Raw genomic sequence first — 16,849 nt, forward strand, 5'->3', positions numbered from 1 at the left:
TATTAATATAGATATAATACAATGTGCGTAATCATAATTATTGAGTTAGATTTAAATATTTATTCTTTTGATAATATCAAATAAATAGAATATATATATGGATTTCTAACCATTATGTTAAAAGAAGGACGTGATGAAATGCAGGAAATGAATCATACACAATATTTTAAAGTGCAGAAAGAAAATGAAATTTCGGTAAGAGATATTATATCAACGGTATATATTGCAATGAAGGAAAAGGGATATAATCCAATTAATCAAATTGTGGGATATATTATGTCAGGAGATCCCACCTATATAACAAGCCATAAAGGCGCTAGAAGTTTGATTATGAAAGTTGAGAGAGACGAAATTCTGGAAGAATTATTAACCAATTATATTAAACACAATGTAGTGAAGTAATTGTAAAAGAAAGTATGAAAAGGATTCTAAGGAAGTATTACACCTGTAAACTAGCAACCCTCTGGGAGCAAAGTAAATTATCTGTAAGCAGAGCAGTCATCTGTAAACAGAATAGAAATCTGAAAGCAGAGTAACACATATCTGAAGCGGAGCAGAGTAGTATTCTGCAAGCAGATGTGTATTGCAATAGGTATATATATGAGAATAATGGGATTGGATTACGGCTCTGTCACAGTTGGAGTATCCATTAGTGATGAGCTGTTAATAACCGCACAGGGAATCGAGACTATTCATCGGAAACAGGAGAATAAGTTACGGCAAACTTTGGCGAGAATAGAGGAATTGATAAAAGAGTATGATGTAGGGCGTATTGTATTAGGCTATCCCAAGAATATGAATAATACCATTGGTGAACGGGCAATTAAATCGGAAGAATTTGCAGAAAAATTAAGAAAAAGAACCGGCTTGGAAGTTATTTTATGGGATGAAAGGCTTACCACAGTAGCTGCTCATCAGATTTTGGATCTTGGTGATGTAAAAGTAAAAGACAGAAAGAAAGTAGTGGATAAAATAGCCGCTGTATTAATTTTACAAGGGTATTTAGATTTGCTGAGTCAGCAAAAAGAAAATCAGGAAGATAGTGAATAGCAAGGAGCGAAATAATGGATAATAAAGTTGTTTTTACTACTGACAATAATGAAACTGTTGAATTTCATGTATTAGAACAGACTAAATTAAATGGTAAAACCTATCTTTTGGTTACGGATGCTGATGATAATGATGAAGTAGGCAATGCTTATATATTAAAAGATTTATCGGCGGATACAGATGAATCAGCTGTTTATGATGTGGTAGAAGACGAAAAAGAGTTGGAAGCAATTGCTAAAATATTTGAAGAGTTATTAGATGATGTTCAAATAGAAACAGAATAATAAATTTGATTATAATTAGTGCGAACTATTCAATTAGATTACAAGAATTTAAATGATTTATCAAAAGGAAACCGGGAAGGTGATAAGAATGCCTGATAATCAAGAAAGATTTAAAATGTTGTTAAGACAAAAAGGGCTTAAGGTTACAACCCAGAGAATATTAATACTTGAGACGTTGGAAGACAGACCAGATGAACATTTAACTGCTGAAGAAATATATGAATGTGTAAAACAGGAGAATCCCGATATTGGATTAGCAACAGTTTATAGAACAATTCAATTATTATCTGAGTTAAACCTAATAGACAAATTAAATTTAGGTGATGGTTATGTGCGTTATGAAATAGGTCATCATGGAGATGATGCCACAATACACCATCATCATCATTTAATCTGTCTTGATTGTGGTAATGTATTTACGTTTCAGGACGATATGTTAGAAACCTTGGAAACAAGGATTCAGGATTCCATGGATTTTAAAATCGTAGATCACGAAGTTAAATTGTATGGATACTGTAGAGAATGCCAAAAAAAGAATCAGGGTGAATGAATGTGAAATCATTTGAATTATAATCTAATTAAATAAGGAGTGCACTGTAAATATAATGGACAATATTACATAAACTAACCATTGGAGGTGCAATCTTTTGAATGAACAGATAACAGACATAAAGGGAGTCAAGATAATTCCCTTAGGAGGACTTGAACAAATAGGAATGAATATGACTGCATTTGAATACGAAGACAGTATTATCGTTGTAGACTGCGGTCTATCTTTTCCAGATGATGAAATGTTAGGAATCGATTTGGTTATACCAGATGTTACCTACCTGAAAGAAAATATTAATAAGGTAAAAGGTTTTGTTATAACACATGGACATGAAGATCACATTGGTGCTTTACCATATGTATTAAGAGATATTAATGTTCCTATATATGGTACAAAGTTAACCATTGGTATTATTGAAAATAAACTCAAAGAGCATAATCTTTTAAAAACCACAAAAAGAAAAGTTATTAAATATGGACAATCTATCAACTTAGGTTGTTTTAGAATCGAATTTATCAGAACCAATCACAGTATATCGGATGCAGCGGCTTTTGCAATTTTTACACCTGCAGGGACTATTGTGCATACCGGAGACTTTAAGGTAGATTACACACCTGTATTCGGTAATATTATTGATTTGCAACGTTTTGGTGAACTGGGTAAAAAAGGTGTATTAGCTTTACTTTGTGACAGTACCAACGTTGAAAGACCTGGTTTTACTATGTCAGAAAAAACGGTAGGTAAGGTATTTGATAATATATTTGCTGATAATGTAAGAAGCAGAATTATAGTAGCCACATTTGCTTCCAACGTAGACAGAGTGCAACAAATTATTAATTCAGCCGCAAAGTTTGGAAGGAAAGTAGTAATTGAGGGAAGAAGTATGGTTAATATTATCTCAATTGCACAGGAATTAGGCTACATTAATATACCAGATAATATTCTCATTGATATTGAACAAATGAAGAATTATCCTGATGAACAGTTAACTTTAATAACAACAGGCAGTCAGGGAGAATCCATGGCCGCGTTATCCAGAATGGCAGCTTCCATTCATAAAAAAGTAACCATTAAGCCGGGAGATACGGTAATCTTTAGTTCCAATCCGATTCCGGGAAATGAAAAACAAGTATCAAAGGTAATCAATGAATTATCCATGAAGGGAGCTAAGGTTATATTCCAGGATACTCACGTATCCGGTCATGCCTGCCAGGAAGAAGTTAAGCTGATTTATGCTTTAACGAAACCTCAATATGCAGTGCCCATTCATGGTGAATACAGGCATCTGATGAAACACGCAGAACTGGCACAAACCATGGGAATACCAAAAGAAAATGTATTTATTATATCTTCCGGAGATGTGTTAGAAATGTCAAAGGAGAAAGCCGGTATAGCTGGTAAAGTTCCTGCGCAGGGAGTACTGGTAGACGGACTTGGTGTTGGTGACGTAGGTAACATTGTACTTCGTGACAGACAGCATCTGGCAGAAAACGGTTTAATTATAGTAGTAGTTACTTTGGAAAAATATTCAAATCAGATTCTTTCAGGACCTGATATTGTATCCAGAGGATTTGTATACGTTAGAGAATCAGAAAACCTTATGGATGATGCCAAAGAGGTTGTATATAGTGCTTTGGAAAGATGTTTAAACAAGAACACTTCTGATTGGGGTAAAATCAAAACTGAAGTAAAGGATTCCCTAAGTGATTATTTATGGAAGAGAACAAAGAGAAATCCTATGATATTACCAATCATTATGGAAGTATAAATAAAAGGTATAATAGAAAATCAATTATAGGGGGATGGCATATTATACTTAAAAGGAGATGGCAAGTATGGCTTCTAAGTCCACATCACAAAATGCATTAAAAATACTTAGTTTCATAATTCGTATGTTGCTTAATATTATATTTTATATAGCGATTATTTATTTTATAGCTAAGATTAGTCAGTTAACTTATAACTTTACCTATCAAATCTTTGGACAGGTGACTAAAGAAGAAGCACCAGGACGAGATGTGGAGATTCAAATTAGAAAAGGTGAATCTACAATGAATGTAGCAAGCAAGCTGGAAGTAAACAGGGTAATCGTAAATAAATACTCTTTTTATGTGAAAGCCAAACTTAAGAAGTATGTTATTATGCCAGGTGTTTACACTGTAAATACTTCCATGACCTATGATGAGATATTTTCTATTATCACGGTTCCGTCCACAGATGAAACGGAAGAAGCGGTGGAATAGATAAGCTTAAATTGTTGACGAAACCGAAAGACAGTAGTCAAAGCGGATATTCCCACTTGCCTGGAGGCAAGTTATCCGCTTACGCTACTTGCTCATAACCTCATTGCCACTACGTGGCATTTCAGCAGGAGCTTGAACTCCTGCTGAAACAGGCAAGTCCTTACCCCCGCTTCTGAAAGCGGGGGTAAGGACTTGCCTGAATGAGGTTAAAATAAGAGGCGAATCGTAGTCAATCTGAAACGATTCGCCCTTTGTTCATAAATCATAAAAACAAGGCAAATTAGTGGTATAACATACCAAAGTATTTTCTTGTTTTATAACAGGGAGCATACCATGATAGTTGACGAAAGAATTACAGATTACATGAATTCCTTAGTTCAGGAATTACCGCCTTATTTAAGGGAACTTGAGAAAACAGCTTTAATGGAAAGTATTCCGATTATAAGGAAAGAAACGCAGACATTTTTAAAGGTACTCATATCCATGAAACAGCCGAAAAGAATTCTGGAAGTGGGAACAGCAGTTGGCTTTTCGTCTCTTTTCATGAGTGAATATATGCCGGAGGGCTGCTCTATTACCACTATAGAGAAGATGCCGCTGCGTCTTGAAAAGGCAAAAAAGAATTTTATGGAAGCTAACCTAGGAGAAAAAGTCACATTGCTAGAGGGAGATGCTTTAATAATATTAAGTAATCTTGCAAAAAGTGAACCATTTGCTTTTGATTTTATCTTTATGGATGCTGCAAAGGCACAATATATGAACTTTTTACCGGAAGTTATGAAGCTATTACCTATTGGGGGAGTGCTGATAACGGATAATGTGCTTCAGGATGGAACAGTAGCAGAGTCCCGCTATAGTATTACAAGAAGAGATCGAACCATTCATTCAAGAATGAGAGAATATTTATTTACTTTAACCCATATGGAGGAAATGGAAACTTCAATAGTTCCTGTAGGAGATGGGGTAACGGTAAGTGTTAGAATAAAGTAACAGTGAAAGGAGCGTGTGAGATACAATTAATACGCTTTTTTCAGAGGTTGAAAGAAAATAGAGATATAGAAAGGATACCACAATACATTTCTTTCAACGTTTTTTGTGGAAATATTATATATGCCACAGAGTCTTATATCTGTATACATATGTAATATATAATTGGTGTAAATATGAGAGAATATAAAAAACCGGAGCTATTAATACCATCCAGCAATTTAGAAGTTTTAAAAGCCGCAATTCTATATGGTGCAGATGCGGTATATATTGGCGGAGAGATGTATGGATTAAGAGCAAAGGCAAAAAACTTTAGTAATGAGGATATGAAAGCAGGAATAGAATTTGCACACTCTTATGGCAAAAAGGTATATGTTACTGCCAATATCACTGCTCATAATGAAGATTTGTCCGGTGTCAGAAAGTATTTTAAAGACTTAAAAGAAATTAAACCGGATGCTGTTATTATTTCTGATCCCGGTGTATTTGAAATAGCAAAAGAAGAAATACCTGAAATCGATATTCACATCAGTACTCAGGCAAATAATGTGAACTATGGTACTTACCGCTTCTGGCACAGAATGGGTGCCACCAGAGTAGTATCTGCAAGAGAACTATCCTTAGAAGAAATTAAATCCATTCGGGAAAATATTCCTGATGAATTAGAGATTGAAACTTTTATTCATGGAGCTATGTGTATTGCTTATTCCGGAAGATGTTTATTAAGTAATTACTTCACCGGCAGAGATGCAAACCGGGGGGCCTGTACTCATGCCTGCCGTTGGAAATACCATATTGTAGAGGAAACCCGCCCGGGAGAATATCTTCCAATTGAGGAAAACGAAAGGGGAACCTATATCTTCAATTCAAAAGATTTATGTATGATTGAATATATACCGGAATTAATCAATGCAGGAATAGACAGCTTTAAAATAGAAGGCAGAATGAAGACAGCTTTATATGTAGCTGCAGTTACCAGAACTTATCGTAAAGCCATTGATGATTTCTTTGAATCGCCTTCCAAATATCAGGAGAATATTCCTTATTACAAAGATGAAATATCAAAATGTACCTACAGACAATTTACTACCGGCTTCTTCTTCCAGAAACCCGACGAGGATGCTCAAATATATGATAATAATACTTATGTAAAAGAATATACTTACCTTGGAATTATTAATGGAAAGAATGAGGAAGGTTTATATGAGTTAGAACAAAGAAATAAATTCGCTGTAGGGGAAGAAATTGAAGCAATGAAACCCGACGGAAGAAATCTTATTGTAGCCGTTAAGAGAATTACGGATGAAAATGGTGAAGATATGGATAGCTGCCCTCATCCGAAACAAAAGATATTTGTTGATTTTGGAATAGAACTGGATATCTACGATATATTGAGAAGAAAAGAAGACTAAAATAATAAGGACCCTTTAACCAATTTATTTAATGGTTAAAGGGTCCTTTTGTAAACAAAAAATATATTAAAATTTACTATATTTCATTGCATTTTATGTTTAAACGTGCTACAATAAGCCGAATTATTATACAGAAAGGTTGTGATGTTAGGGTTGGAGAAAAAGCTGACTTTGTATGGCTTTAACAACCTCACAAAAACACTTAGCTTCAACATTTATGATGTTTGCTATGCAAAAAGTGAGAGAGAGCAAAGGGATTATATTGCATACATTGATGAGCAATATAATTCAGAAAGATTAACAAAAATCTTATGTGACGTAACAGACAAGATTGGTGCACAGGTATTAAATATTTCCAAGCAGGATTATGATCCTCAGGGAGCCTCTGTTAATATTTTAATTGCAGAAGAAAAACTTTCTCCGGAGAATATTGATGAATCTTGCAATCAGGGAAAATATCACATTGAGCAAGGTAATTTTGTACATGCTCATTTGGATAAGAGTCATGTTACAGTCCACACTTTTCCAGAGTATCATCCGGATAATTCTATTTCCACTTTTCGTGTAGATATTGATGTATCTACCTGTGGTGAGATATCGCCACTGAATACGCTGGATTATTTAATTGGTAGCTTTGATTCTGATATTATTACAATTGATTATAGAGTCAGAGGATTTACCAGAGATGTTGAAGGTAAAAAGTTCTATATTGATCATGATATTACTTCTATTCAAGATTATATTGACGATAGTACCTTAAAAAAATATGATGCAATTGACGTGAATGTGTATCAATCAAACATTTTTCATACGAAAATGCTCATTAAAGAGATTGAGCTGCAGAATTATCTTTTCAATAAAGATGTCTATGAATTGCCGCCAAAACAAAGGCTGGAGATAACCAATAGCCTTCGAAAAGAAATGATTGAAATATTTAGCGGCATGAATATATACTAGATAATTTTCAATAATGTTATGTTTACATTGAAAATTTGTGTTTATATTTGAATTTACGTAAGAAAAATATTGAATAAATGATTCTAATATTGCAGAGATGAATACCAATAAGAGACAGAGATAGTGTATTCACATATGTTTATTATAGTTAATATATGTTGGAATAGATAGTGCTTATATATATTTCCAACTTTTCTATGAGTTTATACCGGAAAATAAACTCATGTATTGAAAGGTATGGGTGATAAATGAATATACTTTTACAGCAAAAGGCGCCTATACACGAGGCGCTTCAAAGACATAAATTGAATCGTGTAGTCCCATTTGATGTGCCCGGACATAAAGGAGGAAGAGGCAATAAAGAATTAACCGATTTCCTGGGAGAAAAGTGTTTAAAATTAGATGTAAACTCTATGAAACCTTTAGACAACCTTACGCATCCTGTTTCAGTAATTAAAGAAGCTGAAGAAATTGCAGCAGATGCCTTTGGAGCAAAAGCGGCTCTGTTTATTGTAAATGGAACCACTGCTTCCGTACAAGGCATGGTTATGTCAGTCTGCAAAGCAGGGGACAAAATCATTATGCCTCGAAATGTGCATAGAAGTGCAATTAATGCGCTGGTTGTGTGTGGTGCAGTACCGGTGTATGTGAATCCCGGTGTGAATAAAAACTTAGGAATCCCTTTGGGCATGTCCGTAATAGAAGTGGAAAAAGCTATCAAAGAGAATCCGGAGGCAAAGGCAATCCTTGTAAACAACCCCACTTACTATGGAATCTGTTCAAATTTAAGAGAAATTGTAAGGGTTGCCCATAGACATAATATAAAAGTTCTTGTAGACGAAGCACATGGTACACACTTTTATTTTGGTGAGAATATGCCTGTATCGGCAATGGCAGCCGGAGCGGATATGGCGGCTGTAAGTATGCATAAAACAGGTGGGTCTTTAACCCAAAGTTCCTTCTTATTATGTGGAGAAGGTGTAAATCCTGATTACGTTAGGCAGATAATTAATCTTACCCAAACAACAAGCGGGTCTTATTTGCTTATGGTTTCACTGGATATAGCCAGAAAGAACCTAAGTCTAAAGGGAAAAGAAATATTTAAAAAAACAGTAGAGCTTGCAAAGTATGCAAGAGGAGAAATTAATAAACTGGGCGGATATTATGCATTTGCCGAGGAAATCATGGATGGAGATACTACCTATGACTTTGATCCCACCAAATTATCGGTTCATACCAGAAAAGTGGGACTTGCCGGTGTTGAAGTTTATGACTTGCTGCGGGATGAATACGGTATTCAGGTTGAATTCGGTGATATCAGCAATTTCCTTGCCATTGTATCCGCTGGTGATAGAGAATTCGAAATTGAGAGACTAATTGCCTCCTTGTCAGAAATTAAAAGATTATATGGAAAAGATGATATATCGGGAATGTTAGACCATGAATACATCAATCCTGATGTTGCCATGATTCCGCAAAAAGCCTTCTATAGTGTTAAAAAATCCTTGCCTATACAAGACAGCATTGGTGAAATCTGCGGTGAATTTGTTATGTGTTATCCCCCGGGAATACCCATATTAGCCCCAGGTGAAAGAATTACGGAAGAAGTAATACAGTATATTCAATATGCCAAGGAAAAGGGAAGTTTTCTAACAGGTACAGAGGATATGAATGTTGAAAACATTAATGTTGTTTTGAGATAATATTTCTTGTTATTGTAGAGTGAATTGGAGCCATATTGCATGACAAGATAAACTCACATGACAAAAACATAAAGGAGGATAACCTATGGATCTATGGTATACGGAACAACACTCGAAATATGCCCAGTTCTCTATAAAGATTGACAGGCAGCTAGCCAGTGTTAAAAGTGATTTTCAAAGAATTGATGTATTTGAATCAAAAGGCTTTGGAAGAATCCTAACCTTAGATGGATATCTAATGGTTACAGAAAAAGATGAGTTTATTTACCATGATATGATTACCCATATTCCAATGGCTACAAATCCGAATATCAGAAAGGTATTAGTTATTGGAGCGGGAGATGGAGGGACAGTGCGTGAGCTCCTCCGTTATGAAACCATAGAACATATTGATATGGTAGAAATAGATGAAGATGTAGTAAAGGTCTGTAAGGAATTTCTGCCCTTTACGGCTTGTGGACTGGAGGATGAGAGAGTTCATCTGTACTTTGAAGATGGTCTGAAATTCGTCCGAAGAAAAGAAGGAGAGTACGATTTAATCCTTGTCGATTCTACAGATCCTTTCGGACCTGGTGAAGGTTTATTCACCAAAGAATTCTACGGCAACTGCTATAAAGCATTAAATGAAACAGGAATTCTGGTAAACCAACATGAAAGTGTTTATTATGAATCTTATGCAGTTTCCATGAAACGGGCACATCAAAGAATAAAGGAATGCTTTCCGATAGCAAAAGTTTATCAGGCACATATTCCTACTTATCCATCAGGACACTGGTTATTTGGGTTCGCATCGAAAAAATACGATCCCATACAGGATTTAGACACCGGAAGGTGGAACGAATTGGGAATAAAAACAAAATATTATAATACAGACTTACACATAGGAGCATTCGCCTTACCTAATTATGTAAAGGAGCAATTAGAAGATGAATAAAAATGTTCATACCTTTATTGGCTGTGACAGAGAATATGAAGAAAGTAAAATAGTACTGTTTGGAGCACCTTTTGACAGTACCACTTCCTATCGCCCCGGTACAAGATTTGCAAGTTCAGCCATACGCAACGAAAGTTTTGGCATTGAAACCTACAGCCCATACCTGGACAAGGATTTAACCGATTATAAGATATTTGATGGCGGTGATTTAGAGCTGACTTTTGGTAATCCTGGAAGAGCTTTGAAGGATATTGAAGAATTTTCTTCACAGATTATAAAAGACGGTAAGATTCCCTTTATGATTGGGGGAGAACATCTTGTAACCTTAGGTGCCGTACGTGCTGCAGTAAAGGTATATGAAGATTTGCACATCATTCATTTTGATGCTCATGCTGATTTAAGAGATGATTACTTAGGGGAAACCCTGTCTCATGCATCCGTTATGAGAAGATGCTGGGATTTAGTAGGAGATAATAAAATCTTTCAATTTGGCATCAGAAGTGGTGACCGAGAAGAGTTTAGGTGGGGCAAAGACCATGTGAAAACTACCAAGTTTACATTTGAAGGCTTAGAAGAACTTATTGAAAGTCTAAAAGGGAAACCGGTATACTTTACCATTGATCTGGATGTTCTGGATCCAAGTGCATTCCCGGGAACAGGAACACCGGAAGCAGGCGGTGTGACTTTCCTTGATTTATTAAGTGCTGTGAGGAAAGTAAGTAAACTAAATATCGTGGGGCTTGATATGAATGAATTATCGCCTATATATGACCAAAGTGGAGCATCTACTGCACTGGCTTGTAAGCTGGTTAGAGAGATACTTTTATTGTTGGTATAAAAATATAGCTTTTGCAAATATATATTTAATTACTTATTTGCAAAAGTGGATAGCATCTCAGACAGAAACGAAGATTTTGTCAGGTTCAATTTAATTTAGGTAAAGGCCTAAAATAAGTAGGGTGTGTCGAGGCAGTGTGTGTGACAGGTAAGTAAGTCAAAGCGCTAAAATCAGATTTAAAAGTGCTAGAAAGCCATAAAAACTGTATTGATATACTTGAAGCTTATTACATGAAAACCTAATAACATAAAAGAAATAACGTAAAGGAGATAAATTATATGGGAAAAGCGTTAATTATTGGTGCTGGCGGAGTTGCCGGTGTTGTTGTTCATAAATGTTGCCAAAATTCTGAGGTATTCGAAGAAATCTGTATTGCAAGCAGAACCAAATCAAAGTGTGATGAATTAAAAGAAAAATTACAAGGCGGAAAAACAAAAATTACAACTGCCCAGGTAGATGCAGATAAAACAGAAGAAGTAATTGCATTAATTAACAGTTTTAAACCGGATATCGTTATTAACGTTGCTCTGCCTTATCAAGACTTAACAATTATGGATGCTTGCCTTGCAACAAAAACAGACTATGTGGATACTGCTAACTATGAACCGATAGATACTGCAAAGTTTGAATACAAATGGCAGTGGGCATATAGAGATAAATTCAAGGAAGCAGGTATAACCGCTTTGCTTGGAAGCGGATTTGACCCTGGTGTTACCGGTGTATTCTCAGCCTATGCTATGAAGCATCATTTTGATGAAATACATCAGATAGATATTCTGGATGCAAATGCAGGAGACCATGGATATCCATTTGCAACAAACTTTAATCCGGAGATCAATATCAGAGAAGTAACTGCTAACGGAAGTTATTTTGAAAATGGTAAGTTTATTGAAACAGAGCCTATGTCCATTAAAAGAGTATATAACTTCCCTGAAATCGGTGAAAAAGATATGTATTTATTACATCATGAAGAAATGGAATCTCTTGCTTTAAATATGAAAGGAATTAAGAAGATTCGTTTCTGGATGACATTTTCGCAAAATTATTTAACTCATTTAAAATGTCTTGAGAACGTGGGAATGACTTCTATTGAACCAATTGAATTTGAAGGTCACAAAATTGTACCTTTGCAATTCTTAAAGGCAGTATTGCCAGATCCGGCATCCTTAGGACCAAGAACAAAAGGAAAGACGAATATCGGATGTATCTTCCAAGGCATCAAAGACGGAAAAGAAAAGACCTACTATGTATATAATGTCTGCGATCACGAAGAGTGTTACAAGGAAGTGGGTTCCCAGGCAATATCATATACTACCGGTGTTCCTGCCATGATTGGCGCCATGATGGTAATGACTGGTAAGTGGAAGAAACCAGGAGTATTCAACATTGAAGAATTTGATCCGGATCCATTTATGGAGGCATTGAATAAATTTGGATTACCTTGGCAAGAAAGCTTTAATCCTGATTTAGTAGAATAGGAAGTGACAATGAATATAGATTTTACAAATTTACCTACACCTTCATATATAGTAGATGAAAGACTTCTAAAGAAAAATTTAGAGATATTAAAATACGTATCAGATCAGACTGGCTGCAAAATACTGCTGGCACAAAAGGCTTTTTCCATGTTTGCTACTTATCCTTTAATAGGAAAATACCTACAGGGAACAACTGCAAGCTCTTTATTTGAAGCAAGGCTTGGAAAAGAAGAAATGGAAGGTGAAGTGCATATTTTCTCTCCGGCTTATAAAGAAGAGGAAATGAATGAAATCCTATCTATTTGTGACCATATTGTATTTAATTCCTTTTCCCAATGGAAAAAGTATAGAAACAAGGTAAAGGAAACAGACAGAAAGCTAGAATGCGGTATCCGAATCAATCCGGAATACTCTGAAATAGAAACAGACATGTATAATCCATGTTTTACTGGTTCCAGATTAGGTGTCACTCTATCTCAATTTGAACCGGAAGAAATGGAGGGCATTGATGGACTTCATTTTCATACCATGTGTGAACAAAATTCCGATGTATTGGAGCGCACCGTTAAGGTGGTAGATGAAAAATTCGGCAAATACATTGCTAAATGCAAATGGATCAATTTTGGTGGCGGACACCATATTACCAGACCGGATTATGACTTGGATACATTGATTCGCTCTATTAAGTTTATGAAAGAGAAATACGGCGTGGAGGTTTATTTAGAGCCCGGTGAGGCAGTAGCCCTAAATTCCGGATATTTGGTTGCTAAAGTATTAGATACCCTGCACAATGACATAGACCTTGCTATACTGGACACTTCAGCAGCCTGCCACATGCCGGATGTATTAGAGATGCCCTACCGCCCTGATATAATCGATTCAGGCCAACCGGGAGAATATCAATATACCTACAGACTTGGCGGGCCTACCTGCCTAGCAGGTGATATAATAGGAGATTATTCCTTTAAAGAACCATTAAAGCCTGGAGATACTTTGGTTTTTTGTGATATGGCTATCTATACCATGGTAAAAAACAATACCTTTAATGGAATTGGATTACCTGCAATTGCACTATATAGTGAAGAAAAAGGAATGCAGTTAATCAAGCAATTCGGCTATGAAGACTTTAAGATGAGGTTATCTTAGATTCTTTTTCCTGTAAGGATAAAAAGTTTTCGCAGCAGGACGCTTTGCTTTATAGTTTGTCTGGAACCCAGAAAATGCTTATTTAAAGCTTTCATAATGACTCAATTTACATGTTCAAGGATAACAGGGTGTATATAATTAATTTTGCTACCTTACCCTGTCGGCCGGATTACGCAAAATTAATTATATACACCCTGTTATCCTAATTTAGTTTACGTGAGTCATTACTAAAGGCTAATAAGCATTTTCTGATTTTAATTTATGCTGTAGAGCAAAGCTGTTGTTACCGAATTATTTTAAAATTACGTAGTGAGGCAAAAGCTGTTTATAAAATAATTATACTCTCTATCAAACAAATTTATATAATTTCTCTATTAGACAATAACTTTTCTTTCCATATAATAAACATAATAGGTTCTTCCTTTAAAAATTTCTATATCTATCTACATAAATATCAAATATCTTTTCAAGAAGAATTAAAAGCCTTATCGAAACCTTCAAGTTCAATTTATACATTGAGATAAAGTTCCGTATTGAAAATTGTATTTAGTGCCTTAATAGTCTTCATTAAATATGACTATTAGCTATAACAGCATAAAATTAAGTATGTTTTATAGCTAAGCTACATACTAGTTTAATAAATTCGGTAATAACAGCTTTGCTTCAAAACATAAATTGAACCCAAAAGAACTCATTAAAGCTTTCGTAATGACTCCACAAACTAAATTAGGATAACAGGGTGGACATGATTAATTTGCGTAATCCCACCGCGAGGGTAAGTTAGCAAAATTAATTATATCCACCCTGTTATCCTTGAATATATAAATTGAGTCATTATGAAGCTTAGTGAGCACTTTCAGATTTCACAACAAACTTCAGAGCAAAGCATCCTACTGAGACAAATTTTTATATGGTCTTCAAAAAGTATTAAGAAATATCTTACGAATAAATTGTAGGAAAGGCACTTAATTGGTCCCACTAACATAGATTAATAATAAACTCTAATCATGAGGTGCTTATTCAGTGAAATCTTTTCCGAAACCACTGAGCGCCAAGGAAGAAACGGATATCTTGAACCTATGTAAACAAGGTAATAAGGAAGCGAGAGACATCCTAATTGAAAGAAATCTCCGTCTGGTTGCACATATTGTTAAAAAATATAATACGGCGGAAAAAGACATAGATGACCTGATATCGATTGGCACAATCGGACTGATCAAAGCAATAGACACCTTTGATTCAGATAAAGGTATAAGACTTGCTACTTACGCATCCCGATGTATTGATAATGCACTTTTGCACATTGGCGGTAATTAAAACTAGTTAGTAAAAAAGGTTTCCTTAAAATTTAATGATAATAGGGAAGCTTTTTTCTTATATGAGTTATAAATTGGTTTTATGGTAAAATATTCATCAAATTTGTTGACACTAACGAAGTATGGAGTTATAATCTTATTCATACTATTCATATAAACATAGTATGAATATAGAAAAATCTTTGAAAATAGAATTTTGAATATGTACTCTAAAAGAATTTTAAATTAAGGAGATAGGCTATTAAAAGGCGCTAAAGCGCGGAATCGAGGATTGTATGAAAAAAAATAGTAGTAGAAGAATAGCTTTATTACTAATAACTGCAGCAATGGTTGCATTAACAGCTTGTGGAAAGAAAAATGCAGATAATTCAGTTGGCAATTTAACTGCAGACCATGACAATGGAGCAAATACAGAGGGAGGAAACTCTGGAAATATTGTGAATATAGGAGTAACAGATACTATAGGTTCCCTAAATCCATTACTTCAAGACGGTACAGAAGTCGTAAAATATGCTGCTTCTCTTTCCTTTCTTTCTCTGATAGAGCTAAATAAAAATCTGGAATTTGAAGCACAAATAGCAAAAGAAATTACAACAGAAGATAATAAGCATTTTACTATCAAACTGGATGAAAATGCAACATGGTCTGATGGTACACCAATTACATCAAAGGATGTGTTATTTAGTTTTTTATGCTGGGCAAGTCCGGAAGTGGGTAACACAGGTATGTCCATATATAAGATTGAAGGTATTGGAGATGATGGATATGTAGAGACCGGCGCAGAGGAAATCAGTGGAATCAAAGCAATAAATGAAAAAACGGTTGAAATCACAACAAAATCTGAAATGGCTCTTTATGCATTTAATAATACTTATGGAAGATATATTTTAATTTTACCGGAGCATATACTGGGAAGTGTTCCTAAAGAAGATTTATTGACTTATAAATGGTTTAATACACCAAATGTAATAAGCGGACCTTATTTTATTACTGATTTTGATTTGAATCATTATGTAACTTATGTGGCAAATGATAACTATTGGAAAGGTTCTCCTAAGATTAAAAGCTTAAATATTAAAGTGGTGACTTCCAGCCAGCTTCTTGCAGGACTTCAGTCAGGTGAAATTGATCTGGTTCAACAGACAATGGGAGTAATATTACAGGAAGATTATGAATCTGTGGAAGCTTTAAGTAATATAACCGTATTTGAAGGAACTCCGGTTACGAATCAATCAATTTTCATTAATACAGATAATATTAGGGATGTTCGAATTCGTCAGGCAATACTTTATGGAATTGATAGAGAAATCATATTGAATGAAATTCTAAAAGGAAATGGAGAAATCGTGGATGGATTCCTTGCAAGTGCCGGTCCTTTCTATGATAGCAGCTTAAAGCCTACGGAATATAATCCCCAAAAGGCTGCAGCTTTAGTAAAAGAAGCAGAAGCAGATGGATGGGATCCTTCCACTCAATATACTTTCTATGTAAACAGCGGGGATACTACATTTACCCAGGTTGCCAGTTTTTATACTGCACAGTTAGCGGAAATAGGAATTAATTTGAAAGTTAATACCGTTGATTTATCAACATTAATGTCAGTAGCAGGTAGCAGAGAATTTGATATTATGGCAGTGCAATATACTTTTACTCCAGTAGATCCCTATACAGACGTAGACTGGCTTTTGTCTAAAGATGGCTGGACCGGATATTATAATGAAGAAGTCGCAGCTGCTCTTGTTAAAACCCAGACAGTTAAGGACAATGAAGAAATAAAAAATTTGTATCTGACGATAGACACTTATGTACAAAAGGAAGTTCCAATGATTTCTGCATATATTATCAGCGCTCTTGGTGCAAAAAGCAATCGTCTTCAAAATGCGGTTCCTGATGTATATGGTACGTTTCTCAATGTACATGAATGGGAAATAGCAGAATAATACAGAAAGGG

Annotated in this window: 15 protein-coding genes and 1 pseudogene; all 16 read left to right on the forward strand. The window is 35.1% G+C overall.

Annotation, left to right across the window (positions count from 1 at the left end; all coding sequences use genetic code 11):
• Nucleotides 1-138: 138 nt before the first annotated feature.
• The 16 genes and pseudogenes from BM183_RS03765 (at nucleotide 139) to BM183_RS03840 (ending at nucleotide 16,838) form a co-directional block, all read left to right on the forward strand.
• On the forward strand, nucleotides 139-402 hold the full coding sequence (locus tag BM183_RS03765) for an IreB family regulatory phosphoprotein (RefSeq protein ID WP_091684610.1): 264 nt from the start codon (nucleotides 139-141) through the stop codon (nucleotides 400-402).
• Between the two features lie 198 nt (nucleotides 403-600).
• Complete coding sequence (gene ruvX / locus BM183_RS03770; RefSeq protein ID WP_091684612.1) at nucleotides 601-1,050, forward strand: Holliday junction resolvase RuvX; 450 nt, start codon at nucleotides 601-603, stop codon at nucleotides 1,048-1,050.
• Between the two features lie 14 nt (nucleotides 1,051-1,064).
• Nucleotides 1,065-1,334 (forward strand): DUF1292 domain-containing protein, encoded by a 270-nt coding sequence (locus tag BM183_RS03775; RefSeq protein WP_091684501.1) that lies wholly within the window; start codon nucleotides 1,065-1,067, stop codon nucleotides 1,332-1,334.
• 88 nt (nucleotides 1,335-1,422) lie between these two features.
• Nucleotides 1,423-1,884, forward strand: a complete 462-nt coding sequence (locus tag BM183_RS03780; protein ID WP_091684503.1) for a Fur family transcriptional regulator — start codon at nucleotides 1,423-1,425, stop codon at nucleotides 1,882-1,884.
• Nucleotides 1,885-1,981: 97 nt separating this feature from the next.
• On the forward strand, nucleotides 1,982-3,652 hold the full coding sequence (locus BM183_RS03785; RefSeq protein WP_091684504.1) for a ribonuclease J: 1,671 nt from the start codon (nucleotides 1,982-1,984) through the stop codon (nucleotides 3,650-3,652).
• 67 nt (nucleotides 3,653-3,719) lie between these two features.
• A complete protein-coding gene (locus BM183_RS03790) occupies nucleotides 3,720-4,127 on the forward strand; it encodes an MltG/YceG/YrrL family protein (RefSeq protein ID WP_091684506.1) in 408 nt (135 codons plus the stop codon).
• 333 nt (nucleotides 4,128-4,460) lie between these two features.
• The gene (locus BM183_RS03795; protein ID WP_091684507.1) at nucleotides 4,461-5,117 is read left to right on the forward strand and encodes an O-methyltransferase; all 657 of its coding nucleotides are present in this window, start codon (nucleotides 4,461-4,463) and stop codon (nucleotides 5,115-5,117) included.
• Between the two features lie 173 nt (nucleotides 5,118-5,290).
• Nucleotides 5,291-6,526 (forward strand): peptidase U32 family protein, encoded by a 1,236-nt coding sequence (locus BM183_RS03800; protein ID WP_091684509.1) that lies wholly within the window; start codon nucleotides 5,291-5,293, stop codon nucleotides 6,524-6,526.
• A gap of 153 nt (nucleotides 6,527-6,679) precedes the next feature.
• A complete protein-coding gene (gene speD, locus BM183_RS03805; RefSeq protein ID WP_334292864.1) occupies nucleotides 6,680-7,483 on the forward strand; it encodes an adenosylmethionine decarboxylase in 804 nt (267 codons plus the stop codon).
• A gap of 248 nt (nucleotides 7,484-7,731) precedes the next feature.
• Complete coding sequence (locus BM183_RS03810; protein ID WP_091684512.1) at nucleotides 7,732-9,186, forward strand: aminotransferase class I/II-fold pyridoxal phosphate-dependent enzyme; 1,455 nt, start codon at nucleotides 7,732-7,734, stop codon at nucleotides 9,184-9,186.
• Nucleotides 9,187-9,271: 85 nt separating this feature from the next.
• Nucleotides 9,272-10,120, forward strand: coding sequence for a polyamine aminopropyltransferase (speE, locus tag BM183_RS03815; RefSeq protein ID WP_091684513.1), 849 nt, complete (start codon nucleotides 9,272-9,274; stop codon nucleotides 10,118-10,120).
• Nucleotides 10,113-10,958, forward strand: a complete 846-nt coding sequence (speB, locus tag BM183_RS03820) for an agmatinase (RefSeq protein WP_091684515.1) — start codon at nucleotides 10,113-10,115, stop codon at nucleotides 10,956-10,958. Before speE ends, speB begins: the two co-directional genes overlap by 8 nt.
• A gap of 278 nt (nucleotides 10,959-11,236) precedes the next feature.
• Nucleotides 11,237-12,436: a saccharopine dehydrogenase family protein gene (locus BM183_RS03825; protein ID WP_091684516.1), complete on the forward strand. Its 1,200-nt coding sequence runs from the start codon at nucleotides 11,237-11,239 to the stop codon at nucleotides 12,434-12,436.
• 9 nt (nucleotides 12,437-12,445) lie between these two features.
• Nucleotides 12,446-13,582, forward strand: coding sequence for a carboxynorspermidine decarboxylase (gene nspC / locus BM183_RS03830; RefSeq protein ID WP_091684518.1), 1,137 nt, complete (start codon nucleotides 12,446-12,448; stop codon nucleotides 13,580-13,582).
• A 1,023-nt stretch (nucleotides 13,583-14,605) separates the two neighbouring features.
• Nucleotides 14,606-14,881, forward strand: a pseudogene (locus tag BM183_RS03835) (sigma-70 family RNA polymerase sigma factor); the annotation flags it as partial.
• Nucleotides 14,882-15,173: 292 nt separating this feature from the next.
• Nucleotides 15,174-16,838 (forward strand): ABC transporter substrate-binding protein, encoded by a 1,665-nt coding sequence (locus BM183_RS03840; protein WP_091684522.1) that lies wholly within the window; start codon nucleotides 15,174-15,176, stop codon nucleotides 16,836-16,838.
• Nucleotides 16,839-16,849: the final 11 nt, after the last annotated feature.

This window comes from Anaerocolumna aminovalerica, from assembly GCF_900115365.1.
GTDB lineage: Bacteria > Bacillota > Clostridia > Lachnospirales > Lachnospiraceae > Anaerocolumna > Anaerocolumna aminovalerica.